The following is a 26,764-nucleotide window of genomic DNA, read 5'->3' as shown; positions in this document are numbered from 1 at the left end:
CAGACCTATTAATTATATCATTCTATTATATTTTTTACATTCTATTAATGTTGCTTTCAAAATATTTTATAGCCTAAGAATTATAACATTCTTTTTCTAGCTACATAAACATATCTCTTGCTTTCGAAATCTTCCATTACCCCATCAAATCTTAAATTAGAGAATATTCTTTTTATATCACTTGGATTACAGTGATTTGCACAAAGACCACATATTCTTCTCTTTAAATATTTCATCTTATTTTTTATATTATCCATATTAAGATCTTCAAGTATAAGCTCCCCATTATTTTTTAGAACCCTGCTTATTTCTGAAGACGCCTTTTCATAGTTGCTAGTATGGTTAAACTGTTCAAGAACAATAACCTTGCTAAAATAATTGTCTTCAAAAGGAAGATATTCTAATTTTCCTTTTACAAAATCGCAGTTTTCATTGTGCACTAGAGAATAGCACATATCTTCATAATCTGAATCTTCAAGTATTGTTACGTTTAACCCGCTTAATCTTAGCTCTTTCCCTAAACGACCGATATCTCCTACAAGTAGTACTTTTTCACCTATACTGTAGTCAAGATGTTTTAAAAGAAAATCAATTCCATTGCCGTTAAGCTTCTCATCTTCATCAGCTAAATGAAATAATACTTTTTTCACAACATTCACCTCTTTAACCCTTTTTAAAATATTAATAATAAATAGCCCTTATATAATAAGGACCCCCAAAAATAATTATCCCTTATCATAAAGGACATAAACTGTAATAACCTAATTTATTTTACTTCCATATGATAGATTATAGTCCCTATTCCTAAACTATTCAATACTTTTTTTAATTTAAAAATAAAAAGATATTGCTTGATTTTTCAGTATTTTTTAAATTCAAAAAAGGACCTTTGCATTAACGCAAAAGCCCTCTTTTCCACAATAAATATATATTAATTTTTATACTAGTCTACATTTAAATCCATACTTCCAGCTCTGTTTTCTTTTAATTTTGTTAAACCTGCTTTTAACATTGTTGTTGCTGTGTAGAATATTACACATATTACTAAAACTTTTAGTATGTTTATTGGTAGACTCTTAACTATGAATGCTGCTATTAGCACACCAAATATACCACCTATTGTTATTCCTAGTGAAGATTTTCTTGGGTACTGACCTTCTTTTATAAATTCCATACCTGAGAATGGAAGTAACATCGCACAAGAACCCATCATTATTGGGTATGCAGCTCTTTCTGACATTCCTAAAAGGTAAAGCATTGCCATACATGGTGCGTATAGTCCGATTCCTGCTGTCATTAATGCTCCAAGTATGAAGTTACCAACTATACCTATTATTAATTTTGTTCCGTTTAATCCTAGTGCAGTTCCACCACCTGGCATTAAGTTTATCCATGGTAATCCGCAGAACATTACTATTCCTGTTATGAATAAAGCAACACCCATAACTATCTGAACTATTGATTCGTCAAGTTTTGATATTATTTTAGCTCCTATTACAGAACCTGCTGCAGCTGCTATTAGAAGTGATAAAAGTGTTATTGGATTAACCTTAACTGATGTTATGAATATAAGCGCTTCTAAAACTGCTGGTATTGTACATGATACGTTAAGCATCCCTGGTATGTGTTTGTCTTTTACATTTAATTTTAATGCTTTTGACATAGCTACAACTATTGCGAAAGAACCTATTCCTAGAGTATCTGCAAAGTTAGCTACAAATCCTATTGCTCCTGATTTTTTGAAACTTTCGTTTTCTAGCTGATTTGCGTCTTTAGTCTTTTTGAAATCTTTACCAAAAACTACAGCGAACATAGATGTAAATCCGATTAACATTATTCTTATTAGAGTTGCCATTTTAATTCTCCTTTTTTAATTTTTTAGTTTGTTTTTTGTTCTCGGTTTATTTCTCTTTTTTTACTAATATAAATTTAATTTACTCAAGCAAATTTTCCTTTTTTACAGGTTTTATAGCTTTTTATTATCAATTACTTAAACCTGTAGATATTGTTTTCCCTTTTCAAGTTATTATTATAACAAGCATCTTTATCTTTTGCAATATTTTATTTCTTTTTCAGACAATTTTTATTTATTATCTTAATATAATCACCATTTATTTGTAATATTTTTAATTATTTTTTATATTATTTTAATTTTTCTGAATAATTTCATTTTATTTTCACTTTTTAACATAAGTTACATTTATGACACCATAAATTTGGGTTATTTAGTAAACAAGCTTTTTATTCTTTGCAATATTTTATTCATAATTTTATATTATTATTTACGTTGTAAAAATCGTTTTTTTGAAGTATTTCGATACTTTTTAATATTTATTTTTTTATTATTTTTGAGTGATTTTTATTATTATATATTTTTTTGATTGAAATGAATTTAAGAAATGTTTTCCTGACAAAAAATAAAAATGTGCCGCATACTTTCTATATTTTGGGAAAGTACGCGACACATTCTTGATTTTAAAGTTATTATAAAATATTTCAGTCATTTACAATTTTATATAAGGTTTATTGTTTTGATAATATCTATTCGTTTACTACTCCTGTTGCATTTCCTTCTGCTAATTTAGCTTTTCTAGCTTTAGCAAGTGGTGCTAACATGCTGTAAGAAGTGTAAAGTATTACTACAACTACTATGGCTTTCATTATATCCATAGGTAGGTTTTTAACTAAAGTTGCTGCTAGTACAACCCCGATAGCTCCACATATTACTATTCCTAATGTAGCTTTTCTTGGGTAGTTGCCCTCTTTTATAAATCTTATACTAGCTACTGGCATAAGTACTGCACAAGATCCCATCATTATTGGGTATGCAACTTTTGCTGACATTCCAAGGAAGTATACTAGCGCCATACATGGTGCATATAATCCTATTCCTGCTGTCATTAGTGCTCCTAATATGAAGTTTCCTACAGCACCTATTATTAGTTTTGTTCCTGTTAATCCTATTTCATTTCCACCACCTGGCATTAAGTCTATCCATGGTAATCCTAGGAACATTAATATAGCTGTTATGAATAATGCTATTCCCATTACTAGCTGAACTTTTCTTTCGTCCATTTTTGATATTATACCTGCTCCTATATATGAACCAAGTCCAGCAGCTGCTAGCATAACAATAAGTGTAGTTGGATCTACTTTTATTGTTGTTGTGAATATAAATGCTTCTGTCATTACTGATGCACAACATCCTATGTTTAACATAGCTGGTATTTCTTTATTGTGTATTTTCATTTTTGTAAATTTTGACATAGCAACTATTGGTGCAAATGCTCCAATCCCTAAAGTATCTGCGAAGTTTGCTATAAATCCTATTATTCCAGCTTTTCCAAAGCCTTCTTCTTCTTTTTCTAAAAGTCCTGTATCCTTTGCACGTTTAAAATCTCTTAATAGCACTGATAGATATGCTATTGTCAGTACTGCAAAAACTATTCTTATTGCATTTACCATTTTGTATTTGTTCCCCCTACTCTAAACCTACTGTTTTAGTTTAAATTTTTACTAAAATTATTTTTACTTGTACAAAAATTAGCTAATTTCTTATCCTTATATCTTATAATTTTAACTATATTTTTTAAAGTGTCAATATAGTTAATTTGGCATAAATTAATTTTAACTTAAAATGATTGTGTTTTTATATTAATTAAATTATTTTTTACATAATTTATATCATTTATGAATAAAATTGCGCTATTTTTACTGTAAATAGCTTGTTTAATTTACATAATCACAAATTTTTATGCTTTTTTTGTATAGAATAAATGTATTTTTTTGCTACTTTTTTAACCTTTTCTATATACTCCTTCTATAATAGAAGTATTATCAATAAATTTATACTATTTATCAAAATATTCTGCTCGCTATTTTTATTTTATTATTTTAATTTATTTTCTATTTTGATTTATTTTTTCTATATTTGTGTATTTTTTTATAATTTTAATCTATTTTTATATATTAATATTTTTTAAGTAATATTATAATTTATTTGTTTTTTTATGTAATAAAAAATACTGCCACAGAACACCTTTAAAAGGTGTTCTTTTGACAGTACCTTTAACTGACACCTAACGGTCGTCAGTTTTTTTGTATTCAAATTTAGCTCCACAATTAGGACAAATTAATTCTGGCATATTTTTTTCATTTAGCGAAGCTATCGCTCCCAATGAAAAGAATGCATCTTGTCTTAGTTCTTCTAATATAAATTCTGGTACTCCTTTTTCAAATCCACAAGACTTACATTCATAATTGTATAACTTTTGTCCTTTACTCATTTCTTCTAATTCTTTTAGCATACTATTTCTCCTAATAATTTTAATTACACTAATTATACACTATTATTTATATTTGAGTATAGCAAAGCTAGCCTATTTAATAGACTTTTAAAATAATTCTATTTGTGTTGTTGTATTCAAAGAAATTTCTTTTTCTATAATTTCTTCGTAGATTATTCTTTTATAATTTGATTTATCTAGTACATTATATATTAATCCATATTTATAATGCCATATTTCCCATAGAATCATGTCTTTTCCACACTTTTTACAAATATAAGGATTTACTCCAAATGATTCTATCAATCTATCTTTAAAATTTTTCTTTACTGTATTCTTCTTTTTTATCAGCTTAGATATATTTCTGTGTCTCATAAAATTATATAATTTCAATATTTCTATGCTTAATTTATTTTTTACTCTTGAATATAGACCGTATCTTCTTGCAACTCTAAAACCCTTCGGGTGAATATGTTGGGTTATTTTACCTATAAATTCTAATACATTTACAGTTATTTCTCTTTTTCCCTTAGGTTTTTTGTTTTCATACCAGTAAGTTACATTTTTCCCATCGTAATTAATTATTCTATACTCAGCGATAGCTGGTCTAGCCAAATATCTACCTATATATTGAGTTGCCTGTTTTATATTAGTTAAACGTCTTTCTGCATTTACATAGAATTCTTTCTTATATAACTTATTTATCAAATTTCTAGTTTTTCTATCTCTAAAGTTGTTTTTTATTATATCTAGTACCAACTTTCGCCATACTTTTTTCATATATGTATACGGTATGAAATCTAATTTTTTAAACCACTTATTATTTCTATCTATTCCACCTTCGGTGTATAAGGCATGTATGTGAGGATTCCATTTTAAATCTCCACCAAAAGTGTGTACTACAGCAATTACCCCTAATTCATAATCTCCATTTGTTTTCTTTTTATGAAAACTATCTAATACCTTATATGTAGCATCTTGTAAATCTTTTAAAAGCTCTCGCTTTCTGTAGAAATAGACTCTTAACTCCTCTGGAATTGTGAAAACTGCATGTCTATGAGAAACATCAAGAATATTTTCTACCTGTTTTTCTGCCCATTCCATAGAATATTTTCTTCCACACTTTGTGCAAAACTTACTTTTACAAGTGAACCCTTGAATATACTCCTCTCCACAGTCTATACATTTATGTTTTATATATCCTTTTTCTATATTTCCACAATTTAAAGCCTTTATTACAGTATTTTCTATCTGATCCCTCATTTCTCTTCTAACTTTATTCCAATATTTTAGTTTGAATTCTTCAAAGTGATTTTTTAATATTTTCTTAATGATTTTTTCATCTTTTTGTTTTTTCAATACATTCATATTACTATTGTACATAAGTTTTCCACAGTTTTAAATTATTATAATTTCCTTAGGAATAAAAAAATAGATATCTTTACAACAAGATATCTATCTTTATTAATTTATTTATGCTTCTATTAATTTATTTTCTTCTCTTTTTAATGCTTTTTTTAGCATTCCATAAGATGTGTAGTATATTACAAATACACATAATACTTTTACCATATTCATTGGCATTGAGTTAAATATATATGCTGCAGCAAACACTCCTACAACACCACCTATTGTTATCCATAATGATGTTTTTCTTGGATAGTGCCCGTCTTTTATAAATCTAGTGCTCGCTATTGGCATAAGTACCGCACATGATCCCATCATTATTGGGAATGCACATTTTGGTGACATTCCAAGTATATATGTAGTTGCCATACATGGTGCATATAGTCCTATTCCTGCTGTCATTAAAGCTCCGTATATGAAGTTTAATGTTACTCCTATGAATAGTTTTGAGCCGTAAAGACCTATGCTTTCTCCTCCAACTGGAAGAAGATTTACCCATGGAAGTCCCATAAATATTACACTCGCAGTTATAAACAGTGCTATTCCCATAGCAAGCTGTATTTTCTTTTCATCAAGCTTTTCTACTATTCCAGCTCCTATGTAAGATCCCATTCCTGCAGCTATTAACATAGACACAAGTGTTGTTGGATCTACCTCTATAGCTGTTAAAAATATCAGTGCTTCTGTTATATTTGGTATAGCACAAGATATGTTTAGCATTGCTGGGAGCTCTTTATCCTTAAATTTCATCTTCATAGCTTTTCCCATAGCTATTATGACAGCAAAAGAACTTACCCCCAATGTGTCGAAAAAGTTACCTACCATCCCTGCTATTCCGGCTTTTACACAGCTTTCATCTTCTAGTCGATTTTCTCTTTTGGCTTTAGAATAATCGCTAATCATTAAAAATCCCTGCATTCCGGTAAATGATAGTAGTATAATTCTTATTAAATTTATCATTTTGCCCTCCTATATATCCAGCGCACATGGCTGCCGGTATACCTTTGTAGTTATCCACTTTTCCTCAAGATATCAACATTTTCCCAAAATTTATCCTACTTTTCAACATGTTAATCTCTTTTAAAAGCGACATTATTAATTATACTATAATTCTAAATATCTGTATACATTGGAAACCGCTTATCAAAAATAAAAAACCGTTATGGAGAAATTCTCCATAACGGTTGATTTTTATTTTATAGATTCTATTTTTTATTAAGCCTGTTTTTTGCTTAAGTGTGGTTTTAACATTGTTATTGAAGTATAAAGTATAACGAATACAACTAGCATTTTTAATACGTCCATTGGCATTATGTCTATAACTTTAGTTGCTAAGAATACACCGATTACCCCACCTATTGTTATCCATAAAGATATTTTTCTTGGATACTGACCTTCTTTTATGAATTTAGCTGATGCTATTGGCATAAGTACTGCACAAGAACCCATCATTATTGGGAATGCAACTTTTGGAGACATTCCTAAGAAGTAAACTAGTGCCATACATGGTCCATATAGTCCTATACCTGCTGTCATAAGTGCTCCTAGTATGAAGTTACCAACTACACCTATTACTAATTTAACACCTGATAATCCTATTTCATTACCGCCACCTGGCATTAAGTTTATCCAAGGATGAGATAAGAACATTAATATTGATGTTATAAGTAATGCAAGACCCATTACTAACTGTATTTTCTTTTCGTCCATTTTAGATATGATACCTGCTCCTATGTATGAACCAGCACCTGCTGCTGCAAGCATTGCTATTAATGTAACTGGTTCAACTTCTATAGTTGTTGTAAATATAAGTGCTTCTGTTACGACTGGTATTGTACAAGATACGTTTAACATACCAGGTATTTCTTTATCATGAACTTTCATTTTTGAGAATTTAGTCATAGCTACTATTGGTGCGAATGATCCTATACCTAATGTATCACCAAAGTTTGCTATAGCCCCTATAATTGCTGGTTTTAATGGTCCTTCTTCTTCAGAAGCTAGTCTACCATTCTGAGCTGACTCTTTATAGTCTTTTCCAAACATAAATGCGTAAATTACTGTTAAAACTCCTAATATTCCTCTGACTATATTTACCATTTACTCTACCTCCCACTTTTTATTATATTTTCTATTTTCTGAAAATTTAAAAGTTTTCACTAGGAATGGCTGAAGCCATCCCTAGATAAAAACTATTTAACTAAGTTTGTTATGCGGTATATGAATATACCTTACTCAATACTATTTATTAAATGTGAACTCTTTACTCAATAATTATTTTAATATAAAACCATATTTAACTGGGTCATCTTCGTCTATTAAGAAGTTATTGAATCCTGTCATGTAAGCAGAACCAGTTATTTTTGGTAATACTGCATCGAATTCTCCAACTTTAGTAGTTCCTACTATTTCACCTTCGAATAATGTTCCTAATATACTTTCATATACGAATTTTTCGCCTTCTTTTAATTCTCCTCTAGCATGTAAAGTAGCTAATTTAGCACTTGTACCTGTTCCACAAGGAGATCTGTCAACCTGTCCCTGTCCGAATATAACAACGTTTTTGTAAGTTGCTTTTTCGTTAGTTGGTTCGTCCCATATTTCAACAAGGTCTACAGTTTTTATATGTTCTAATGTTGGGTGCTGTATTTCGATATCTCTGTTTATTATATCTCTTAATTCCATAGCTAAGTCAGTTAATTTAGCTGCATTTTTAGGTTCTATTTTTAATCCTAACTGGCTAGCATGAACTATAGCGAAGAAAGATCCACCGAATGATATATCAAATTTAACTTTACCTACACCTGGTAATTCAACTTCCTGGTCTTTTTTGTATAAGAATGCTGGTACGTTGAATATAGAAACAGACTGAACTTTTCCGTTTTCTACTTTAACATCACCTTTTATTATTCCTGCAGGAGCTTCCATAACAACTTTTGTTACAGGTTCTTCCATTGGAACTACACCAGTTTCAACTGCAACTGTCATTGCACCTATTGAACCGTGACCACACATGTTAAGGTATCCGCCACCGTCCATGAATATTATACCGAAGTCAGCATCTGGATCACAAGGCTGAGTCATAACTGAACCGAACATATCATTGTGTCCTCTTGGTTCTAACATTATAGCTGTTCTTATGTGATCTAAATGATCTTCTAAGTACTGTTTCTTTTCTGGCATTGTATTACCTTTTATGTTTGGTATTCCACCTACAACTATTCTAGTTGCTTCTCCAGCTGTATGAGAGTCTATAGCCTGAATTGTTCTGCTAAATTTCATAACAATTTCCCCCTTAGTTTATTGCCTTTGGCAATTATATTTTAAGTCTTTCATAGAGACTTATTTGCGAATTCAATTCCAGATATGTTAATTATAAAATAAACTATCTGTTATAATAAAAAAGTTTTCAATTAATTTTTTTAATATTATCTATATTTTATTATATATTGTATGATTTCTTTTTTCTTTTATTAATTTGAAATCTTTTTCCTTATATCTCTATTATATAATAAAATTGTATTTTTGTCATCTATTTATCAATATTTTATTATAATTTTTTTTAATTATTATAGAAGTTATCTATATATTATTTTATTGAGATTTGAGTTTGTATATTATTTATATTCTGACTTTTTGTAACGCGATAACATAATTCTTAAAATTATTTACCCCGTTTTCTCATTTTTAGTTTAAGGAACGCAAGAGCTTTTCTTGCATCAGTTTTATCGACGTTGTTTTCGCCTACTATTTCAGTTTCTGTTCCAGATTCTGATTTGTTTATATCTACTATTGTGTCCATATATTCATTAGTAACTACAAATTTTGCATTTGTACCATTAAAAGTTACCCCTACTGTTGGGATTCCTCTTTTACCTATTTCTTCAAATGTGTTTGCATAGTCAACATGTGAGTTTCCCCATCCATCTGCAGATAGTATTACTCCATCAGCTCTCATACCTTCTAACCACTGAGCTGCTCTCTGTCCAACAAGATTTTTATATTTATTATCCTGAGGAGTACCTACTACTACTACACCTAATAGATCTATGTCAGTATCTTCTGAGCATATTTCTAGAATAGGATCTCTGAAATGATGTAAAGATGTTTCTTTAGTTGAAGGACCTATACCCATAATTTTCCAACCCCTTCCTTATACTAATGCTCTAAGAGCACCGTCTCTATATTCATTAGGAGAAAGTATCATCGGCATATTGCACATATCTATAATAGATGTTCCTCCTTCAAAACCACTTGGCTCATCAGAGAATAACTGGTTGTCATACATTGCTCCCTGACCAGCAATCTGTTTAACTATTACAACTTTTTTTCCACCAGGTCTAACTTTATCGAAGAATTCATGAGATTCTGAAGCATGACGCCCATCTTCTCTCTTTAATATAGCTCTTATATCCTGGATAAAATCATCACATGCTTTGAAGCAGGCATTTGGTAGATGTCTATCGTATGGAAGTCCACCTTTGATAGTAACATCCATATGTATTATGTAGTCATTTTCTGATGGAGTACCACATTTACCTAGAACCATCTGTTCAGCAAGTCTACCTTCTGATGATCCAAATTCATGCATCTGTCTTCCATCTTCATCAACTCCTGTAAGCATTACATAAACACCTGTTAAAGTGTGTGTAAGACCTTCTCCAAGAGTTCCTAATACTTTAGTAGATATTGGTATAATATCCATTATTGTGTTAATTTCCCTGTCATAATCAGCAGGGTTTTTAGCTTTAGGTTCAATTACTTCTAGTTTAATATCAGTTATTAAATCATCTGCGTCTATAAGTTCCTGAACTCTATTCTTATTTAATAGAAGTTTTTTCCCTTTTAGAGCTACAGTAGATCCCATTTCCACTTCCTCTATGTGGAAAGATTTAATAGCTAATCTTCTCATTACTATTTCTTCCATAATATTGACCACCTTTTTTTAAACCCCCTCCCCGGAATTCCGGAAAGGGGGTATTTTTATTTAATGGATAAACCCACTATTTAAGCTCACTAATTATATAGCAGCGTGGTATTCAAATGGTAATGGAACTATTTTACCAGCTGATGGTATTTCTACTAACTGCTGTAAAGTAGCTTTTAATATACCAGTCTGCATTTCAACGTTGTGAGGTTCACCAGCATTAGCACCCATTGGAACCATTGGAGCAACTGCTCTTGGAGATCCATTCTGTCTAACAACTGGAGGTAAAGCTGCTATTATTATTGAAGGTATACCAGCTTCTTCTATTGCTCTCTGCACGATCACGGCAGTTCTATGGCAAGTACCTCAACCAGCTGTCATAACGACACCGTCAACATTTTCTTCTTTTAATTTTCTAGCGATTTCTGGACCAGTTTCTTCTGTGAATACGTGCTGGTTACCACCACCACCCATGAATGTGTAGTGCATTGGTGCAACAGCTTTTATGAATCCTTCTGCTGCTAGTTCATGTAATCTTTCTATAGGGAACATGCAGTTGATATCTCTATTAACGTCAGAGTTATCATATCCCCCATGTGATACCATTAAATCTTCTGGTTTAGCTGTATCTGGTACCATTCTGTAACCAGTATCACCAGCTAGGTTAAATCTTTTATCAGTTTTTAAATGTACACCTGCTGCTGTAGCTAAAGCTATAACCATGTCTTTTAATTCTTTAGTTACAGGAGTCCATACTGGAGGAGGTGTTATTGGAACGAATATTTCAGACTGAAGTCCTTTTACTGTAGTAAGACTCATTGTTTAATCTCTCCCTTCAAATTTAAACTTAAATAATATATTTTTAAGTTCATGTTGTTTACAATTTTAGATTTCTTATTTGCTTTCTTCTTCAATTTCTTTTAGAAGTTGCTTTTTAAGATTTTCTCTTGTTCTAGCCATTACTTCGGCTTTTTTCTTTTGTTCTCTCAGAATGTTTTCTACATACTCTGGATTAGGATCTGGACTTAATACCTCAGGATAACTTAGCATAAATCCAACTTCTTGTCCTATCTTCGGTTCGTAGTCAGTTATAAGCATTCTGCTAGGTATTTTGAACTGTCCAAGTCTACCTTTAAGATCTATAGTGAATGCACCATCGTGTATTTCAACTATAACACCTTCGAAGTATGATTCTGAAGAGATATATCTTAATTTTTCCATTTAGATACCTCTTTCTTGTTAGTTCAATTTGTTTTTATTTTAGATTTAGAAAATTAAATGTTCTTATTTTTCTATTTCTTTTACTTCAACTATTCCTGCTTCTATATCATCTTTTTCGTAGATTTCTCTTCTCTTCTTAGATGTTGGAAGTACAGTTTCGTTGTCTTCTAATTCTATTTTTATTCCTAATTCTTTTTCTATAGCTTCTATGTTGTTTAATTTAACGTTAGGGTTCCATTTTCTTTCTGGAGCTTTAACTTCAACACCAGACATAGCATTTTTAAGCATGCACATTATTCTTATAGCTTCTTCTGGAGCTAATGTGTTGTTTCCAAGTATTTCGTTTTCTATACCCTGTCTAGATTTGTTGTTATCTACCATGTGAGTCATGTATTTGTTACCAACAACTAGAGCACCCTGAACAGCTGAGTAAGTAACACCAACTACTGGCACACCTCTCATACCTATCTGTTCTATATGAGATGCGAAGTCTATATGGTTGTTACCGAATCCTTCTGTAGTAACTACAGCACCGTCAACTTCCATAGCTTCAACTAACATACCTAATCTTCTAGATACATAGAATTTTTCAGAGTTAGCCTGTGGAGATCCTACGAATACAACACCTACTAAATCTACTTCTTCATCTTCCATAGCTCTTATTACTAATGGTTCTCTCCAGTAATGTCTAGACATTTCTTTTGAAGCAGGTCCTATACAAGTTAATGCATGTATACCACCGTCTAATACTTCAAGTGGAGATAATACAACTGGAACGTTACCTAAGTCAACGTTTGGTCTAGCACCTAATGTACCAACTGGTTCAGATGGTAATATTAAGTTATCGTGCATTGCACCCTGTCCCATTATTTCTTTAACTATAACTATTTTCTTTTTACCTTCTCTTCTGAACTGATCTATAACCTGAGTATCAACTACTAAAGATTCATCAGCTTTCTTTAAGGCTTCTCTTATTTCCTGAGTTATGTGGTCAAATGCTTTGTGAGCAGCTAGAGGTCCTGGTCTTTCCATGTTAGTACCTTCTTTTATAGTTACTTCACCTTTTATGAATATTTCACCTTTATCAGCTGCACCTGGTCTACCCCACATCATTGTAGTAGACATTTCACCTTCAGAAGAACCGAATTCACCTATCTGAACTCCGTTAGCATCTGTTCCTGATAATACCATTACAACACCATCTATAGTTCTAGTGATACCTTCTCCAAGTTCACCTTCTTCTTTAGTTGCTATTGGCTGTATATCAAGTATAGCTTCTGAATATTCGTTGTATCTATCTGGAGTTATTATATCTAACTTCATGTCGTAAACTAATTCTTCAGTGTCAACTGCTTCTTTACATAAGTCTTCTGGAGTTCTTAATGTTAAAGTAGTTCCTTCTATTTTAGTTTCTTCACCAAATACAACTTTGTCTATTTTGAAGTGTTTTTTAGTTAAGCTTCTTATTAATGTAGTTTTTTCTTCTTTTTTAGCTTCTTCAACAGCTGGAACTGCTGCTGCTTCTGCTGCTGGAGCTACTGGAGCTGGAGCTGCTGCACCACCCATTGCACCTAAAGGTATTTCTAAGTTTATATCTTTACCTTCTCCTATGTGAAGTTTGAATACTCCACCTGCAACTGCTGGAGCTGCTACTGGAGCTACTGGAGCTGGAGCTTCTTCAGCTACTGGAGCTTCTTCTACAACTTCTTCTGCTGCTTCTTCTTCTCCTGCTGAGAATCCTTCAGCGTTTTCTGGAGTAAGAGCTGTTAAAGCATCACAAGTTGCTGTTAATTTAGCACCTAAAACCTGTCCTATTGTTAATGTGTTTTCTGGTAAAACTAATAATCCTGATTCAACTAAATCTGGGAATATAGCTGGATCCTCTAAGTTAGCTGGTTCTACCACTGTCCCTGCTTCGAATCTGCAGCATGTTACTGCTGGGTCATTAGCGTGGGCCTGAGCTGTTTCTACAGTTATTGACATAGCAAAATACCTCCTAAAATTTTATTTTTTTTATCTAATCTGAGTTCAAGCACTCATATAATAAGCAACTTGTACTTTGATTATCCGGTGCTCTATTTTAGAGCACCGGTAGATTACTATGTTTTTATATATATTTGAATTTTAATAATTCACTTGGTTATTATAATTCCATAGCGGCTGCTACACCTAATGGAATCTGTAAGTCTATATCTTTTCCTTCCCCGATGTGAAGTTTTAAGTATCCAGAACTTACACTTACTGTTGTTGTTGCTGGAGCAACTGGATTAGATTCTACTATTTCGCTTTCTACAACTTCAACTTCTTCTTCAGCTTCTTCTTCTCCTGCTGAGAATCCTTCAGCATTATCTGGAGTAAGTGCTGTTAAAGCATCACAAGTTTTAGTTAATTTAGCTCCTAAAATCTGTCCTATTGTTAATGTGTTTTCTGGAAGAACTAGTAATCCTGATTCAACTAAGTCTGGGAATATAGCTGGATCTTCAAGATTTGCTGGTTCAACTACTGTTCCTTCTTCAAATCTGCAGCATGTAACTGCTGGATCATTTGCATGAGCTTTTGCTGTTTCGATTGTTATAGACATAATAATAAACCCCCTGTTTACTATCTTATTAGATTATAAGATTTGTTTTATTTTTTTCTTCTGTATAATCTATGTCCGCCTGCTCTTAATGAATGATCTGTACTGTGATATACAGGCAATCCTAACCTAGGTGCCACTTGCATAACTGTGTTTGTTCAGTCTTCGCAGTTACTTATTAGTAACGCTTCAGCACCTTTTCCTTTTAGTTTAAGAACTGTTTCTGCCTGTCCTGGACACATACCAGGAAGTGAACATCTGTATCTTCCTCTACCATCATCTGTCATTCTCTTACATCTTTCTTCTGCAACTACTTCTGCACCCATAAGAGAAGCTATTTCGTGTAGTCTTGCTTCCTGAGCTCCACATTCACAGCAGATGATTCCTAATTTTCTTTTTTCCTGAATTAGCGGCATAGATACGATTATACCACCTAATGTTTTTGTTACAGGTGAATCTAATTCTCCATGTTTACCTGTGAAAGGTCCACCAAGAACTATTTCACCATATGGTTCTAATATTCCACCACACTGGTCTATAAAGTAGCTTATTGGCATTCCTATTGGAACGTTTAAGAATACTCTACCAGTCTGAGCGTCTTCATCTTTAACTCTACCAGCTACTGTTAAATCTTTAGTTATAACTGGTCTTCTTTCTTCTATAGCTGCAACTACATTTTTAACTGTTTCAACATTTGATATTATAGCTTTTGCTACACTTGGAAGCTGACCTGGTTCAAGTTCAACTCCTAGTAATTCTCTAACTATAACTCTTTCATCTCCTGCTGGATACATATTTGGAAGATATTTTATTTCTATATTATCTTCGTTTTTAGTTGCTTTTCCTAGAGCTATAAGCTGTTTTGTGTGATGAGGTTTTATAGCTATGTAACCTTTAGCAGCTTTAGTTATTTCTAATAAATATTTAAGTCCTCTTACTAATTCTTCTGCATGGTCTTCTATGTAAGCCATGTTGTGAGTTAGTATAGGTTCACATTCAGCTGCGTTTACTATTACGTAACCACCTTCTATATCACCTTTGAATTTTATACCAGCTGGGAATCCTGCCCCACCTGCTCCAACAACACCTGCTTCTATTATTGCGTCAAGATTAGATTCTGTATCTTTTATCTTAACGAATTCTTCAGGCTGTTCTTCATCCGCTTCTATAAGTATAGCTGTTTCAGTTATTTCTTTAACTGTTCCGTATACTGAAGAGTGGATGTTAGCACCTAGACCTGTTGGTTCTGCTATTAGCTGACCTTTTTTTACATGTTCCCCAACACTTACTATAGGCCGGCAAGGAGCACCAACATGCTGTCTTAGTTCTAATCTAAGTACCATATTAAATCACCCCCATATTAATCTGTCGCACTATTAATTATAAGCAATTTCTATGCCAAAATCGACAACTAATGTTTTTTTCTATAATATCATTGAAATTGCCCGATATTTAGTCATATCTTTAAATTAATTATACCAATTTAAAGTTCCAAACACAAGCGTTTTCACGCTTATTTATGTCAAATTTTCGACATTTTGATTTTTTTTGTGTCTAAAAGTTTGAATAGACTAACACCTTTTGTTTATTTTTAGCTATTCGTTAGATAATTATATAACTTTCGTCAGTTTTTAGACGTTTTGTCGATTTTTAGACGATTTTTAACTAATTTCTATAAAATATCTCTATTATAGCTTTTTCTTATAGTTAAAATTTTATTTTACAAATTTATATCTATACTTAATTTAATTTGTAAATTTATTTAATTCCATATAAATCCAACTTATAATACAACGTTGTTCTTGGAATATTTAATATTTTTGCTGCTTTAGCTTTATTGCCCTTAGACATTTCTAAAGCTTTTGTAATATTTTTTATTTCTAATTTTTCTATAGCCGAAGTTAAATCAAGAGGATAATCTTCATCATCAGTAGAATTTTTTGCACTCTCAACTATATAACTAGGAATTGCATCTTTTTCTATTATAGAAGAGTCTGATAATACAACCATATTCTCTACTGTATTTTTTAACTCCCTTATATTACCCTTCCATCTATAGTTTTCCAAAATCTTATAAGCTTCCTTACTTAAGCTCATACGTGGCTTGCCATTTTCTCTACACATCTCATCTAAGAAATAATGTAATAAAATACCAATATCTTCTTTTCTCTCTCTTAAAGGAGGGATTTTTATCTCAACGACATTTAATCTATAGTATAAATCCTCTCTAAACTTCTCTTCTTTTACCATTTTTTCAAGGTCTTTATTTGTAGCTGAGATAATTCTAGGATTTATCTTTATAGTTTTTTCTCCTCCAACCCTTCTGACTTCCTTCTCTTGAAGAACTCTCAGAAGCTTTGCCTGCATATTTAAAGGAAGATCTGCAATTTCATCTAAAAATACTGTCCCATCCTTTGCCAATTCAAAAATACCACTCTTTCCTTTTTTATTAGCTCCTGTGAATGCTCCAGACTCATATCCAAAGAACTCACTTTCAAATAATTCCGCTGGGATAGCACTACAGTTTACAGGAACAAAAGACCCTTTTCTGCCACTCTGCTCATGAATAGCTCTGGAAAATACCTCTTTACCAGTACCACTCTCTCCCCAGATAAATATACTACTGCTAGTCTTTGCAATCTGTTTAGCAATAGCCTTTGCCTTTTCTATCTTGTCACTCTTTCCTAAAATACCTTCAAAAACACCATTTGATAGATTTTTCACCTCGTCCTGAAGATATTTAAGCTTTTCATTAGTTTTTTCTAGTTCAAATGATAAATTTCTCGCCTCTGTAACATCTAGCTCAGTACATACAACCCCGACAAACTCTCCACCAAAGAAAATCGGATTTGCATGAACAAGCCCGTACATATCTTGCTTTTTATATGTAGAATAAACGTCACTTATACCAATTCTTCTTCTAAGAACTCTCTCACAAATAGTATCTTCAAGAAAATCACTTATCGGTCTTCCTACAATATCATCTGACTTTATACCGTATCTTTCTTCCATAAAGCTGTTCCATAAAATGACAACACCTTCATTATTTACAGCACAAATCCCTTCTCTAATATGTCCTATTATATATTTAAGCGTAATACCATATTCCTCAAGCTGCATATAAAGGTAATCTCTTATATGCTCCTGTCTTAAAATACCCGTTATCTTTCCATTATCATCAACTACTGGTAGAATACCGATATTTTCTTTTATCATAAGATCTCTACACTCATCTATAGGCATACCTTTTTCTACACTTACGACTTTTTTCTTCATTATATCCTTTATTTTTACGTCTTCAATTCCTTCATTATTAAGACCTAAATTATGGATATCTGTTATAGAAATAATCCCACTCATATCACCATTGTCGTCAAGTGCTACCAATGTCTTTTTATTTGCCTTTATAATCTCACTCACTGCAATTTTTACGGACTCATTTTCATTTATTGTATTGAAATTTAAGTCCATAACATCTTCAACTTTTTTCATTTCTGGTATAGAAAACATCGCATCACCTTCCAAACCCAATTTATATTTTCATTATACCATAACAGATGACTCGCTTATGTAAGATAACGTTTAAAAATGAGTAAATTCTCTTTAAATTTAGACGATTTTAGTTTAATATATTATTATACAATCATTGAGAGGGAGTGATGAAATGTTTGAAAACTCGTCAGAAGAAATTGTATATCATAAACTTTTGATTTTACATATATTAAAAAAAGCTGAAATGCCTTTAACAAATTCACAAATAACTCAGGTAGTGCTAGATACGGAGATGATGAACTACTTCTCTCTTCAGTCGCTGCTTTCTGAGCTTACAGATAGCAAGCTAATTGCTACTTATAAGGAGTCTGGTAGAGAATACTACACACTTACACTAAACGGAGAAGACTCTCACGACTATTTCTCTTCTAGAATTCCAGAAACTGTTGTCGAAAAAGTAGACAAATATATAAATGCAAATAAAGGTAATCTTCTTGCTGATACCCAGATTAAATCTAGCTTTGTCAAACAGAGCGACAATGAATACATAGTCAATCTTAGAGTCGTTGAGGACCAGTCAAATCTTATAGATTTAAATCTAAATGTATCTTCTGAAAAACAGGCAAATAGTATATGCAATAATTGGAAAAAGAACGCATCTGAAATGTACACAGAGATAATCTCTCTATTAATAGAAAAAAGAGATAATTAAAATATATATTATATTTTTTTCTTTAATTTAACATTTGTTTTTTTATATAATGTTTACCATACAATATTCGATGTGTTATAATCTTAAAATGAAAAAGGGACATAGTCCCTTATTTTATTGAATAATTTACTTGAAAAGGAGATTGAGATAATGAAAAAAGTTACTTTCGCACCAAGCGGTGTATGCTGCAAAATGATGGAATTTGAAATCGATGATAACAACAAACTACACAATGTTGTTTTCACAGCTGGATGCAACGGAAACCTTAAAGGAATAGCAAAATTAGTAGAAGGAATGGATGCTCAGCATGTAGCTGATCTACTAGAAGGAAATACTTGTGGAAACAGACCTACATCATGTCCAGATCAGCTTTCAAAAGCAATAAAGGAAAACTTATAATAAAAATTTAAATAAAAAAATGGGTATATCTAAATAGTATAATTATTTAGATATACCCATTTTTATTATTCTTTTTTTCTATACATCATTTAATAAGTATTGATTTAATCAAAAATTCAATTAATATTTTTTACTTGTCAATTCTATAACTTTCCCTATTTTACAAACGTTACCCATATTTTTATCATTAATTTAAAATTATTATAACTTTTTTCGATAACATTTGAATTTTTTATTTGTAAATATCAATAATTAAGCTTATTGACTATTCTTAATATATGGTTTAAATTGAATGTGTCAACAAAAATATAATCAGACAACATCAAATAACACTTACTTTTGTAAGTTTTGATTTGATAAGTTAAATTTTCATACGAGATACAAGCTGTTAATTAAAAAAAGCTGAAACTATTTGTTTCATGTTTGCAGATACGAAAAATAACTTGACTTCCCAAAATTCAATTTATAACTTTCGTAGCCGATAACTGGAAAACAAATCATCTCAGCCTATGAATATTATATAATAAATGGGAGTAAAAATCACCCTTTCTGTCGCGCTTTTTTGTATTTATTTTTAGGCTTTGTGATTTCTGTTGATTTTAAATTATATTAATTAATTAGTTTGTATGTTATCAATTAATTATATTGATTATATTTGTGCATACTTTTCAAAAGTTGCAATTTATATAATTCGAATTGACTTATTGATGATCTATTAAAAATGCATACTATAGTTATTGAATATAGCCGGCCTTCCTATAGAAGTATTTGATTCGCTATATTTTTTAGCATTTTTAAAAACAAGTATGATTAAACTATTTTCATTTAGTGTTAATCCCCAACTAACATTATATAAATACTTATCATTGTGTCTGTTTTTCCAGTATATCGGTTTATTTGAAGAACATTAAGGAGGATATTCCACATGCAGATAAATTACGATTTTTTACTTAGCCAGGGCGTTGGAGCACCTAGTGAACCAGTTGTTGAAGTTGGTGAAGAAGTAAAAAGAGGACAGCTTATAGCTAAATGTCCAGAGGGAAAACTTGGACAGAATATACACGCTAGTATCTACGGAGTTGTAGAATCAATAGATGATAAAAAAATAACTATAAAAGCAAACGAAAAACAGGACGACAAATTCGTTGAATTAACTTCAACTGAACCTATAGACCTTGTTAGAGAAGCTGGTATAGTTGGACTTGGTGGAGCAGGATTCCCTACTCACGTAAAACTCGGTAAACCATTCGAAAAAGGTGGCGTACTTCTTATAAATGCTGCTGAATGTGAACCAATATTAGATCACAATATGAGATATATAAACGAAAACGCTGAATACGTTGTAAAAAGCGTTAAAACTGTAATGGATATGGTTAATGCAGAAAAAGCTATAATAGGTATAAAGAGCTTACATACAGAAGAAATAGCTAAACTTGAAGCTGCTATAGACTGCGATAACATAACTATACATGGCCTTGAAAACATGTACCCAATGGGTGAAGAAAGAGCATTAATAAGAGAAGCTTTAGGTACTTTATTAAACGTAACTGATCTTCCTCTTGCTGCTGATGCAATAGTTATAAACCTTGAAACATTATACAGAATTCAGGAAGCTATAGAGTTCAAAAAACCTCTAATAGACAAAGATATGACTGTTGCTGGTTTAATAAACGGCGAAAACATAAAAACATTTAGAAATGTTCCAATAGGTACTACTGTTGGTGAAATGATAGAAAGAGCTGGTGGACTAGCTACTGAAGAATACGGAGAAATAATAATGGGTGGACCTTTCACAGGAAAGAGAACTACTTTAGAATCTCCAGTTGTTAAAACTACAGGTGGTATAATAGTTACTAATCCATTCTGGAAAGCTCCTGAAAAAATGGGTCTTCTAGTTTGTGCTTGTGGTGGAAACAAAGAAAGACTAGAACAGTTAGCTGAAAGTATGGGCGCTAAAGAAATAGTTGGTGTAGAATACTGTAAACAGGCTATAGAAATGAAAAACGGTTCTCGTAAATGTGAAAACCCAGGACATTGTCCAGGACAGGTTCAGAAAGTTATGAACTTAAAGAGAGCTGGTGCAGAAGCTATACTTATAAGTAACTGTACTGACTGTTCAAACACAGTGATGTCTTGTGCTCCTCAGCTTAAAGTGCCAGTATTCCACTGTACAGATGCCGCTTTAAGATCAGTAGGAATGATGCTTATAAGAAAAATCAAAAAATAAAAATTTACAAAGTTTTTATTAACAAGATTTAAACTTTTTAAAATGTAAATATATAATCGTGATTTAAAAGTCACATACTTAGTAATTAATTAATATGATTGCAAAATTAACCTTTTAAAATATAACCAACAAAAGAGGGCTTGGATGTCTTTCCTACATCCGAGCCCTCTTTCTTTATCCCTACATTCAATATGCCAAAATCTCAATTTGATTAATATTTATATAGAAAGCTACGCTGATGCAAGAATATTGTAGTGGCTCATTTTTCCTATATAAAATTAATCAAATTTTGGAGATAAAGGCATATCCCAAGATTCATGATCAGTATGAAGTAATTTGTGAGCTTTTTCTGACATTGGAGCTCCTAAATAATCTTCATAAACTTTAACTATTGATGGGTTTTCATGAGAAAATCTTAAATTAGCTTCTTTATCTAATTTATAAAGATTATCTACTCTGTTAGAAGTCTGACCTAAATGTATAGGCTGACCTCCACCACCTGAACATCCACCAGGACAAGCCATAACTTCAACAAAGTCGTATTCAACTTCGCCATTTCTTATAGCCTGTATTAATTTATCAGTGTTTTTAAGTCCACTTGTAACAGCTGTCTTAACAACAGTTCCGTTTATTTCTATCTGAGACTCTTTCCATCCGTCCATTCCTCTAACTTCTTTGAATGCATCTGGATCTGGATTTTCACCAGTTACTAAGTAGTATGCTGAACGTAATGCTGCTTCCATAACACCACCTGTAGCTCCGAATATAACTCCAGCACCTGTGCCTACACCTAGTGGCATATCGAATTCTTCTTCTTCAAGATTAGCAACATCTATATGTTCTGCTCTTATCATTCTATCAACTTCTCTAGTAGTTATAACAACATCTACATCTTTGTCAGCTTCTGTATCATTGATTGTTGGTATATCACATTCATGTTTCTTAGCTATACAAGGCATTATAGATATTGAGTATATCTTATCTGGAGAAACATCTAATAATTCTGCATAGTATGATTTAGTTATAGCCCCGAACATCTGCTGTGGAGATTTTGAAGTAGATAAAAGATCTACCATATCTGGGTAATGAGATTTCATATATCTTACCCAACCTGGACAGCATGATGTAAACATTGGGAATTTATTGTTTTCTTTATTTTTAAGTTTTTCAACAAATTCACTACCTTCTTCCATTATTGTAAGGTCAGCACTGAATGTTGTATCGAATATGTAGTTGAATCCCATTTTTCTAAGAGCTGCAACTAATCTCTTAACTGTAGCTGCTTCTCTTTCAAGACCTAAAGATTCACCCCAAGCTGCTCTAACTGCAGGAGCAACCTGAACTACTGTTATTTTTTCTGGATCTGCTAAAGCATCGAATACTTTATCAACATCGTCTCTTTCTCTTAAAGCCCCTACTGGACAGTGAGTTATACACTGACCACAAAGTGCACAGTCAGACTCTTCTATTTTTCTATTTAAAGAAACCACTACATCAGTTCTTGAACCAGTGTTTCCAACTTCCCAAATTCTAGTATTCTGTACATTTTCACATACCTGAACACATCTCATACATTTTATACATTTTGAAGAATCTCTTATAAGTGGGAAATCTTTGTTCCAAGGTTTTTTCTTGAATTTCTGATTGTATGGAAGATCTATTATTCCTAAATCATTAGAAATTGTCTGTAGTTCACAGTTTCCACTTCTAACACATGTAGCACATCTACAATCATGCTGAGATAATATTAACTCAACATTTACTCTTCTTGTTTCTCTTACTTTTGGGCTGTTAGTATGTATAACCATTCCTTCTTCTACAACATTATTACATGCTGCAACTAACTGGTCACATCCTTCAACCTCAACAACACATACTCTACAAGCACCTATTTCATTTATATCTTTTAGGAAGCAAAGAGTAGGTATTTTTATTCCAGCCTGAGCAGCTGCATCTAGTATTTTAGTACCTTCCTGTACTTCTACTGCTATTCCGTCTATTGTTAGTCTTACCATCTCTCTACTCTACCTCCTCTGAATATTCCGTAACCGAATTTATCACATCTTAAACATCTTGAAGCTTCCTGCATAGCACCTTCACAAGTCATTCCGCATTCAATTTCTTCAAAGTTAGTTTTTCTTTCTGATGCTGGTTTTTCAGTTATATTAACTCTACCACAAGCTGGTTTATTTTCTAATCTAGGCTGTGGTATTTCTACATCACATTCTATTTTGTGGTTGAATCCAAGATACTGGTCTATATTAGCAGCAGCTGTTTTACCTGCAGCTATAGCTTTTATAACAGTAGATGGTCCTGTTGCACAGTCACCACCTGTAAATACTCCTGGCATTCCTTTTATTGAAGTATCATTTAAAGATATTAAATTACCCCATTTAGTTGGTATACCGAAGTCTTCACAATCTTTGTAATCTATATTCTGTCCTATAGCAACTATTACTATATCACATTCTATTCTTTCTTCTGGTAAGTTAGCTTTTACTGGTTTTGGTCTACCTCTATCAACTTTTCCTATTAACTGAGGCTGAGTCCAAAGTGCAGCAACTTTTCCATTTTCATCAGCTTCAACTCTAGCTGGAGCCTGAAGTGTAACAAGTTCGCATCCTTCTGCTTCTGCACCTTCTATTTCTTCAAGAAGAGCTGTCATATCGTCTTTTCTTCTTCTGTAAACTATCTTAACTTCATCTGCTCCTAATCTTACTGAAGATCTAGCAGCATCCATTGCAACGTTACCTCCACCGATAACAGCAACTTTTTTACCTGTGAAGTCTGGTTTTTCACCTAAACCAATATTGTGAAGCATTTCAACAGCAGATACAACTCCTTCGCTGTCTTCACCTTCCATATTAAGTTTTTTGTCAAGTTGAGCACCTATTGTTATGAACATTGCATCGTACTCATCCTGTAATTCTTTTAATGTAACGTCTTTTCCTATATTAACGCCGTATTTAACTTCTACTCCTGTAGATAATATAGCGTCTATATCTTCATGAAGTCTTGCTTCTGGTAGACGGTATTCTGGTATACCGAAGTGAAGCATTCCTCCTAATTTATGTTCTTTTTCAAATACAACTGCTTTGTGTCCCATTAATGATAAGAAGTATGCAGCAGTAAGACCTCCTGGTCCTCCACCTACTATTGCAACTTTTTTACCAGTTGATGGTGCACATTCTGGTGCTGGAACAATTCCTGCATTATCAGCTGCAAATCTTTTTATACCTTTTATATTTATAGAGTCATCTATCATATTTCTTCTACATTTTGCTTCACATGGATGTTCACAAACAAGAGCACAAGCTGTTGGGAATGGATTGTCTTTTCTTATTAATCTTATTGCATCCCGATATCTTCCTTCTCTAACAAGTGCTATATATCCTGGAATATCAACTCCTGCTGGACATAGGGCAACACAAGGAACTGCCTGGTCTTTAAATGACTGAGAACATACTCCCTGTTCTATATGAGAAACGTAATCGTCTCTGAAGCCCTGAACTCCCTGTAGAACCATTCTAGCTGCTTCGTATCCTATTGCACAATCAGCAGAATTAACTATAACTTTAGCTGTTTTTTCTATTAAGTCTATAGTTTCTAAATCTGCTTCTCCCTCTAAAACGTCTGTTAATAGTGCTTTTAACTGTTCAAGTCCAACTCTACATGGAACACATTTTCCACAAGACTGGGCGTGACACATAGTTAAAAAAGATAAAGATAAATCAACTGGACATAGTGCTGATGGTCCAGCTTCTAATCTTCTTTCTAAGTCTTTATAAAGACCGTCTACTACTTTCTGAGCACTGTTTGGTGTTGTAAGTATAAGTCTGCTCATCACATATCCTCCAATATAAAGTTAATTTGTTTTTAAGATTCATTAAAACTATATATAATTTTAACATATTTTTTTACTATAAAAAACCTTTTCTTTTTTACTTTGTTAATTACTTTGATTCTCAATATTATTTTATTATCTAATATTTTAAAAGGTTTTACAGTATAATTTCTAACTCTAAATTGAAATTTTTACATTTTATTTTTTCATTTTTAAGCTTAATTTTTATTTTTCTTTCTTTAAAGGCACTTTTTGTTAAATTTATTTTTTTAATACTTATATTTATTTTATTTAATTTTATATATACATAACTCTATCTATAAAAAAATTTATTTTTATAGTTTTTTTCTATATCATTGTACTTTTAAAAGAATTTTCAGAAAAATATTCACTTCTACTTTTATATACTAAGTATAACGTAATATATTAAACTACAATTTACTTTTTACTTTTATTAAATATAAATTTATTTTTACTTAAAAAAATGCACAGTTAAAAAAACAAAATTTTTCTCAACTGTGCAATATTTCTTAAATTCAATAATTCATTTTTTGTTTTAATCTTTCAAAAATCGTATAAAAACTTTTTATAAATTTATGCCATTTTATAAATTTTTATTAATATTTTCCATAAATCAATATCAAAAAAATATTAATAAAGGCAAAGTTTTCACACTAATTTTTAATTATTTTATGCCAACTTAGTATCCTCTTTTTATATCAACATACTTTTCTGGCTTACCTGTCTCGATAAATGCTTTAAGATTTCTATAAACATTTTCAAAAAGCCTATCATTATTTCTGTCAGATACCCAAGAGTTGTGTGGAGTTATTATAAGATTTTCTACATTCCAAAGAGATCTCTCTTTTGATAATGGTTCCTTATCAAAAACATCTAGTGCAATTCCTCTAAACTTAGACGCATACTCTTCTAAATCATCTAAGTTTACAAGATTTCCCCTGCCTAAATTCATAAACACAGAACCTTCCTTCATCATTTCAAACTTATCTCTATTAATCATTCCTTCTGTTTCCTTTGTTGAAGGCATAACGGCGATTACAATATCACATTCTCTAAAAATAATATCCATATCTTCTGATTTGAAACATTTATCGAAGTATTCTACATCTCTTCCAGAAGTATTAACACCCCATACCTCAACACCAAAAGCCTTTAATCTCTTAGCAGTTTCCATACCAATTCCACCAGTACCTAAAATACCAGCTCTCTTACCTACTAATTCTAAAAGGGACATATCCACCTTCCATAAAGACTCGTTCTGATTTTTAAAGAACTTTTTAGAATTCTTGTATATATTTAACACGTTCATCACCGCAAATTCAGCAATAGGAACACTGTATCCTCCATTATTATTTGAAAGATATATATTATTTTCTACAAAAACATACTTTGGAATATGATCAAATCCCACGCTAGCAAGCTGCAGGAATTTTAAATTCTTCATCTGAGAATAATCAAGCCTAGAAGTATAGTAATAAACATAGGCAACATCAACGCTATTCACCTCTGGAGTATTTTGAAGCTTTCTATCCTCCATAAAAACTATATCATATCCAAGGTCTTCTATCATCTTCATCTTTTCATCGTCGAATTTTTTAGTAATAAGTAATTTCATAATAACACCCCAATTTAACCTATATAACTTTTTCT

22 protein-coding genes are annotated in these 26,764 nt (G+C 31.8%); 3 read left to right on the top strand and 19 right to left on the bottom strand.

Features of this window, described 5'->3' with window-relative positions; translation table 11 throughout:
- Positions 1 to 80 precede the first annotated feature (80 nt).
- The 16 genes from KGNDJEFE_RS02940 to prdR all read right to left on the bottom strand — a co-directional run bounded on the left by KGNDJEFE_RS02940 (position 81) and on the right by prdR (position 17,950).
- On the bottom strand, positions 81 to 650 hold the full coding sequence (locus tag KGNDJEFE_RS02940) for a class I SAM-dependent methyltransferase (protein ID WP_169302897.1): 570 nt from the start codon (positions 648 to 650) through the stop codon (positions 81 to 83).
- 293 nt (positions 651 to 943) lie between these two features.
- The gene (locus tag KGNDJEFE_RS02935) at positions 944 to 1,855 is read right to left on the bottom strand and encodes a sulfite exporter TauE/SafE family protein (protein WP_006439719.1); all 912 of its coding nucleotides are present in this window, start codon (positions 1,853 to 1,855) and stop codon (positions 944 to 946) included.
- 686 nt (positions 1,856 to 2,541) lie between these two features.
- Positions 2,542 to 3,465 (bottom strand): sulfite exporter TauE/SafE family protein, encoded by a 924-nt coding sequence (locus tag KGNDJEFE_RS02930; RefSeq protein ID WP_006439718.1) that lies wholly within the window; start codon positions 3,463 to 3,465, stop codon positions 2,542 to 2,544.
- A gap of 614 nt (positions 3,466 to 4,079) precedes the next feature.
- Entirely contained in the window at positions 4,080 to 4,307 is a 228-nt protein-coding gene (locus KGNDJEFE_RS02925; RefSeq protein ID WP_118549764.1) for a hypothetical protein, read from the bottom strand.
- Positions 4,308 to 4,394: 87 nt separating this feature from the next.
- The gene (locus KGNDJEFE_RS02920; protein ID WP_170239654.1) at positions 4,395 to 5,654 is read right to left on the bottom strand and encodes an IS91 family transposase; all 1,260 of its coding nucleotides are present in this window, start codon (positions 5,652 to 5,654) and stop codon (positions 4,395 to 4,397) included.
- A gap of 105 nt (positions 5,655 to 5,759) precedes the next feature.
- Positions 5,760 to 6,653, bottom strand: coding sequence for a sulfite exporter TauE/SafE family protein (locus KGNDJEFE_RS02915; RefSeq protein WP_006439717.1), 894 nt, complete (start codon positions 6,651 to 6,653; stop codon positions 5,760 to 5,762).
- Positions 6,654 to 6,908: 255 nt separating this feature from the next.
- On the bottom strand, positions 6,909 to 7,793 hold the full coding sequence (locus tag KGNDJEFE_RS02910) for a sulfite exporter TauE/SafE family protein (RefSeq protein WP_006439716.1): 885 nt from the start codon (positions 7,791 to 7,793) through the stop codon (positions 6,909 to 6,911).
- Between the two features lie 174 nt (positions 7,794 to 7,967).
- The gene (locus KGNDJEFE_RS02905) at positions 7,968 to 8,975 is read right to left on the bottom strand and encodes a proline racemase (protein WP_006439715.1); all 1,008 of its coding nucleotides are present in this window, start codon (positions 8,973 to 8,975) and stop codon (positions 7,968 to 7,970) included.
- A 382-nt stretch (positions 8,976 to 9,357) separates the two neighbouring features.
- Entirely contained in the window at positions 9,358 to 9,828 is a 471-nt protein-coding gene (locus KGNDJEFE_RS02900) for a glycine/sarcosine/betaine reductase component B subunit (RefSeq protein WP_006439714.1), read from the bottom strand.
- 18 nt (positions 9,829 to 9,846) lie between these two features.
- Positions 9,847 to 10,620: a proline reductase cluster protein PrdD gene (gene prdD / locus KGNDJEFE_RS02895; protein WP_006439713.1), complete on the bottom strand. Its 774-nt coding sequence runs from the start codon at positions 10,618 to 10,620 to the stop codon at positions 9,847 to 9,849.
- 93 nt (positions 10,621 to 10,713) lie between these two features.
- Entirely contained in the window at positions 10,714 to 11,439 is a 726-nt protein-coding gene (gene prdB, locus KGNDJEFE_RS02890; protein WP_083780550.1) for a D-proline reductase (dithiol) protein PrdB, read from the bottom strand.
- A 75-nt stretch (positions 11,440 to 11,514) separates the two neighbouring features.
- Positions 11,515 to 11,841 (bottom strand): CBO2463/CBO2479 domain-containing protein, encoded by a 327-nt coding sequence (locus tag KGNDJEFE_RS02885; RefSeq protein ID WP_006439710.1) that lies wholly within the window; start codon positions 11,839 to 11,841, stop codon positions 11,515 to 11,517.
- A 63-nt stretch (positions 11,842 to 11,904) separates the two neighbouring features.
- Positions 11,905 to 13,824, bottom strand: a complete 1,920-nt coding sequence (gene prdA, locus KGNDJEFE_RS02880; protein ID WP_006439709.1) for a D-proline reductase (dithiol) proprotein PrdA — start codon at positions 13,822 to 13,824, stop codon at positions 11,905 to 11,907.
- A gap of 160 nt (positions 13,825 to 13,984) precedes the next feature.
- Positions 13,985 to 14,422, bottom strand: coding sequence for a hypothetical protein (locus KGNDJEFE_RS02875; RefSeq protein ID WP_006439708.1), 438 nt, complete (start codon positions 14,420 to 14,422; stop codon positions 13,985 to 13,987).
- Positions 14,423 to 14,469: 47 nt separating this feature from the next.
- Positions 14,470 to 15,762, bottom strand: coding sequence for a proline reductase-associated electron transfer protein PrdC (gene prdC / locus KGNDJEFE_RS02870; RefSeq protein ID WP_207634918.1), 1,293 nt, complete (start codon positions 15,760 to 15,762; stop codon positions 14,470 to 14,472).
- A 415-nt stretch (positions 15,763 to 16,177) separates the two neighbouring features.
- Complete coding sequence (gene prdR / locus KGNDJEFE_RS02865) at positions 16,178 to 17,950, bottom strand: sigma-54 dependent transcriptional regulator PrdR (RefSeq protein WP_006439706.1); 1,773 nt, start codon at positions 17,948 to 17,950, stop codon at positions 16,178 to 16,180.
- Between the two features lie 133 nt (positions 17,951 to 18,083).
- Between prdR and KGNDJEFE_RS02860 the strand changes: the two genes are divergently transcribed.
- The 3 genes from KGNDJEFE_RS02860 to prdC (KGNDJEFE_RS02850) all read left to right on the top strand — a co-directional run bounded on the left by KGNDJEFE_RS02860 (position 18,084) and on the right by prdC (KGNDJEFE_RS02850) (position 21,249).
- A complete protein-coding gene (locus KGNDJEFE_RS02860) occupies positions 18,084 to 18,623 on the top strand; it encodes a DUF4364 family protein (protein ID WP_006439705.1) in 540 nt (179 codons plus the stop codon).
- Between the two features lie 150 nt (positions 18,624 to 18,773).
- The gene (locus KGNDJEFE_RS02855; RefSeq protein ID WP_040410352.1) at positions 18,774 to 19,022 is read left to right on the top strand and encodes a TIGR03905 family TSCPD domain-containing protein; all 249 of its coding nucleotides are present in this window, start codon (positions 18,774 to 18,776) and stop codon (positions 19,020 to 19,022) included.
- 925 nt (positions 19,023 to 19,947) lie between these two features.
- Positions 19,948 to 21,249 (top strand): proline reductase-associated electron transfer protein PrdC, encoded by a 1,302-nt coding sequence (gene prdC / locus KGNDJEFE_RS02850; protein WP_006439703.1) that lies wholly within the window; start codon positions 19,948 to 19,950, stop codon positions 21,247 to 21,249.
- A gap of 278 nt (positions 21,250 to 21,527) precedes the next feature.
- Here prdC (KGNDJEFE_RS02850) and KGNDJEFE_RS02845 read toward each other — a convergent pair whose 3' ends face one another.
- The 3 genes from KGNDJEFE_RS02845 to KGNDJEFE_RS02835 all read right to left on the bottom strand — a co-directional run bounded on the left by KGNDJEFE_RS02845 (position 21,528) and on the right by KGNDJEFE_RS02835 (position 26,729).
- Positions 21,528 to 23,264 (bottom strand): NADH-dependent [FeFe] hydrogenase, group A6, encoded by a 1,737-nt coding sequence (locus KGNDJEFE_RS02845; protein ID WP_006439702.1) that lies wholly within the window; start codon positions 23,262 to 23,264, stop codon positions 21,528 to 21,530.
- Positions 23,258 to 25,093, bottom strand: coding sequence for an NAD(P)-binding protein (locus tag KGNDJEFE_RS02840; protein ID WP_006439701.1), 1,836 nt, complete (start codon positions 25,091 to 25,093; stop codon positions 23,258 to 23,260). Before KGNDJEFE_RS02840 ends, KGNDJEFE_RS02845 begins: the two co-directional genes overlap by 7 nt.
- A 700-nt stretch (positions 25,094 to 25,793) precedes the next feature.
- Positions 25,794 to 26,729: a phosphoglycerate dehydrogenase gene (locus KGNDJEFE_RS02835; RefSeq protein WP_006439700.1), complete on the bottom strand. Its 936-nt coding sequence runs from the start codon at positions 26,727 to 26,729 to the stop codon at positions 25,794 to 25,796.
- Positions 26,730 to 26,764 lie beyond the last annotated feature (35 nt).

The sequence above is a fragment of the Peptacetobacter hiranonis genome, from assembly GCF_008151785.1.
Taxonomy (GTDB): domain Bacteria; phylum Bacillota; class Clostridia; order Peptostreptococcales; family Peptostreptococcaceae; genus Peptacetobacter; species Peptacetobacter hiranonis.
Note: the sequence above shows the minus strand (reverse complement) of the source record. Positions and strands in the feature narration are given on the sequence as shown.

Excerpts from the sequence above, each read along its gene's own strand:
- KGNDJEFE_RS02920 (WP_170239654.1), bottom strand. The coding sequence starts at position 5,654 with ATGAATGTATTGAAAAAACAAAAAGATGAAAAAATCATTAAGAAAATA.
- KGNDJEFE_RS02930 (WP_006439718.1), bottom strand. The coding sequence starts at position 3,465 with ATGGTAAATGCAATAAGAATAGTTTTTGCAGTACTGACAATAGCATAT.
- KGNDJEFE_RS02875 (WP_006439708.1), bottom strand. The coding sequence starts at position 14,422 with ATGTCTATAACAATCGAAACAGCAAAAGCTCATGCAAATGATCCAGCA.
- KGNDJEFE_RS02925 (WP_118549764.1), bottom strand. The coding sequence starts at position 4,307 with ATGCTAAAAGAATTAGAAGAAATGAGTAAAGGACAAAAGTTATACAAT.
- KGNDJEFE_RS02915 (WP_006439717.1), bottom strand. The coding sequence starts at position 6,653 with ATGATAAATTTAATAAGAATTATACTACTATCATTTACCGGAATGCAG.
- prdA (WP_006439709.1), bottom strand. The coding sequence starts at position 13,824 with ATGTCAATAACTGTAGAAACAGCTCAGGCCCACGCTAATGACCCAGCA.
- KGNDJEFE_RS02860 (WP_006439705.1), top strand. The coding sequence starts at position 18,084 with ATGTTTGAAAACTCGTCAGAAGAAATTGTATATCATAAACTTTTGATT.
- KGNDJEFE_RS02845 (WP_006439702.1), bottom strand. The coding sequence starts at position 23,264 with ATGGTAAGACTAACAATAGACGGAATAGCAGTAGAAGTACAGGAAGGT.
- KGNDJEFE_RS02900 (WP_006439714.1), bottom strand. The coding sequence starts at position 9,828 with ATGGGTATAGGTCCTTCAACTAAAGAAACATCTTTACATCATTTCAGA.
- prdC (WP_006439703.1), top strand. The coding sequence starts at position 19,948 with ATGCAGATAAATTACGATTTTTTACTTAGCCAGGGCGTTGGAGCACCT.
- KGNDJEFE_RS02885 (WP_006439710.1), bottom strand. The coding sequence starts at position 11,841 with ATGGAAAAATTAAGATATATCTCTTCAGAATCATACTTCGAAGGTGTT.
- KGNDJEFE_RS02910 (WP_006439716.1), bottom strand. The coding sequence starts at position 7,793 with ATGGTAAATATAGTCAGAGGAATATTAGGAGTTTTAACAGTAATTTAC.
- KGNDJEFE_RS02855 (WP_040410352.1), top strand. The coding sequence starts at position 18,774 with ATGAAAAAAGTTACTTTCGCACCAAGCGGTGTATGCTGCAAAATGATG.
- prdD (WP_006439713.1), bottom strand. The coding sequence starts at position 10,620 with ATGGAAGAAATAGTAATGAGAAGATTAGCTATTAAATCTTTCCACATA.
- KGNDJEFE_RS02905 (WP_006439715.1), bottom strand. The coding sequence starts at position 8,975 with ATGAAATTTAGCAGAACAATTCAGGCTATAGACTCTCATACAGCTGGA.
- KGNDJEFE_RS02835 (WP_006439700.1), bottom strand. The coding sequence starts at position 26,729 with ATGAAATTACTTATTACTAAAAAATTCGACGATGAAAAGATGAAGATG.
- KGNDJEFE_RS02935 (WP_006439719.1), bottom strand. The coding sequence starts at position 1,855 with ATGGCAACTCTAATAAGAATAATGTTAATCGGATTTACATCTATGTTC.
- KGNDJEFE_RS02840 (WP_006439701.1), bottom strand. The coding sequence starts at position 25,093 with ATGAGCAGACTTATACTTACAACACCAAACAGTGCTCAGAAAGTAGTA.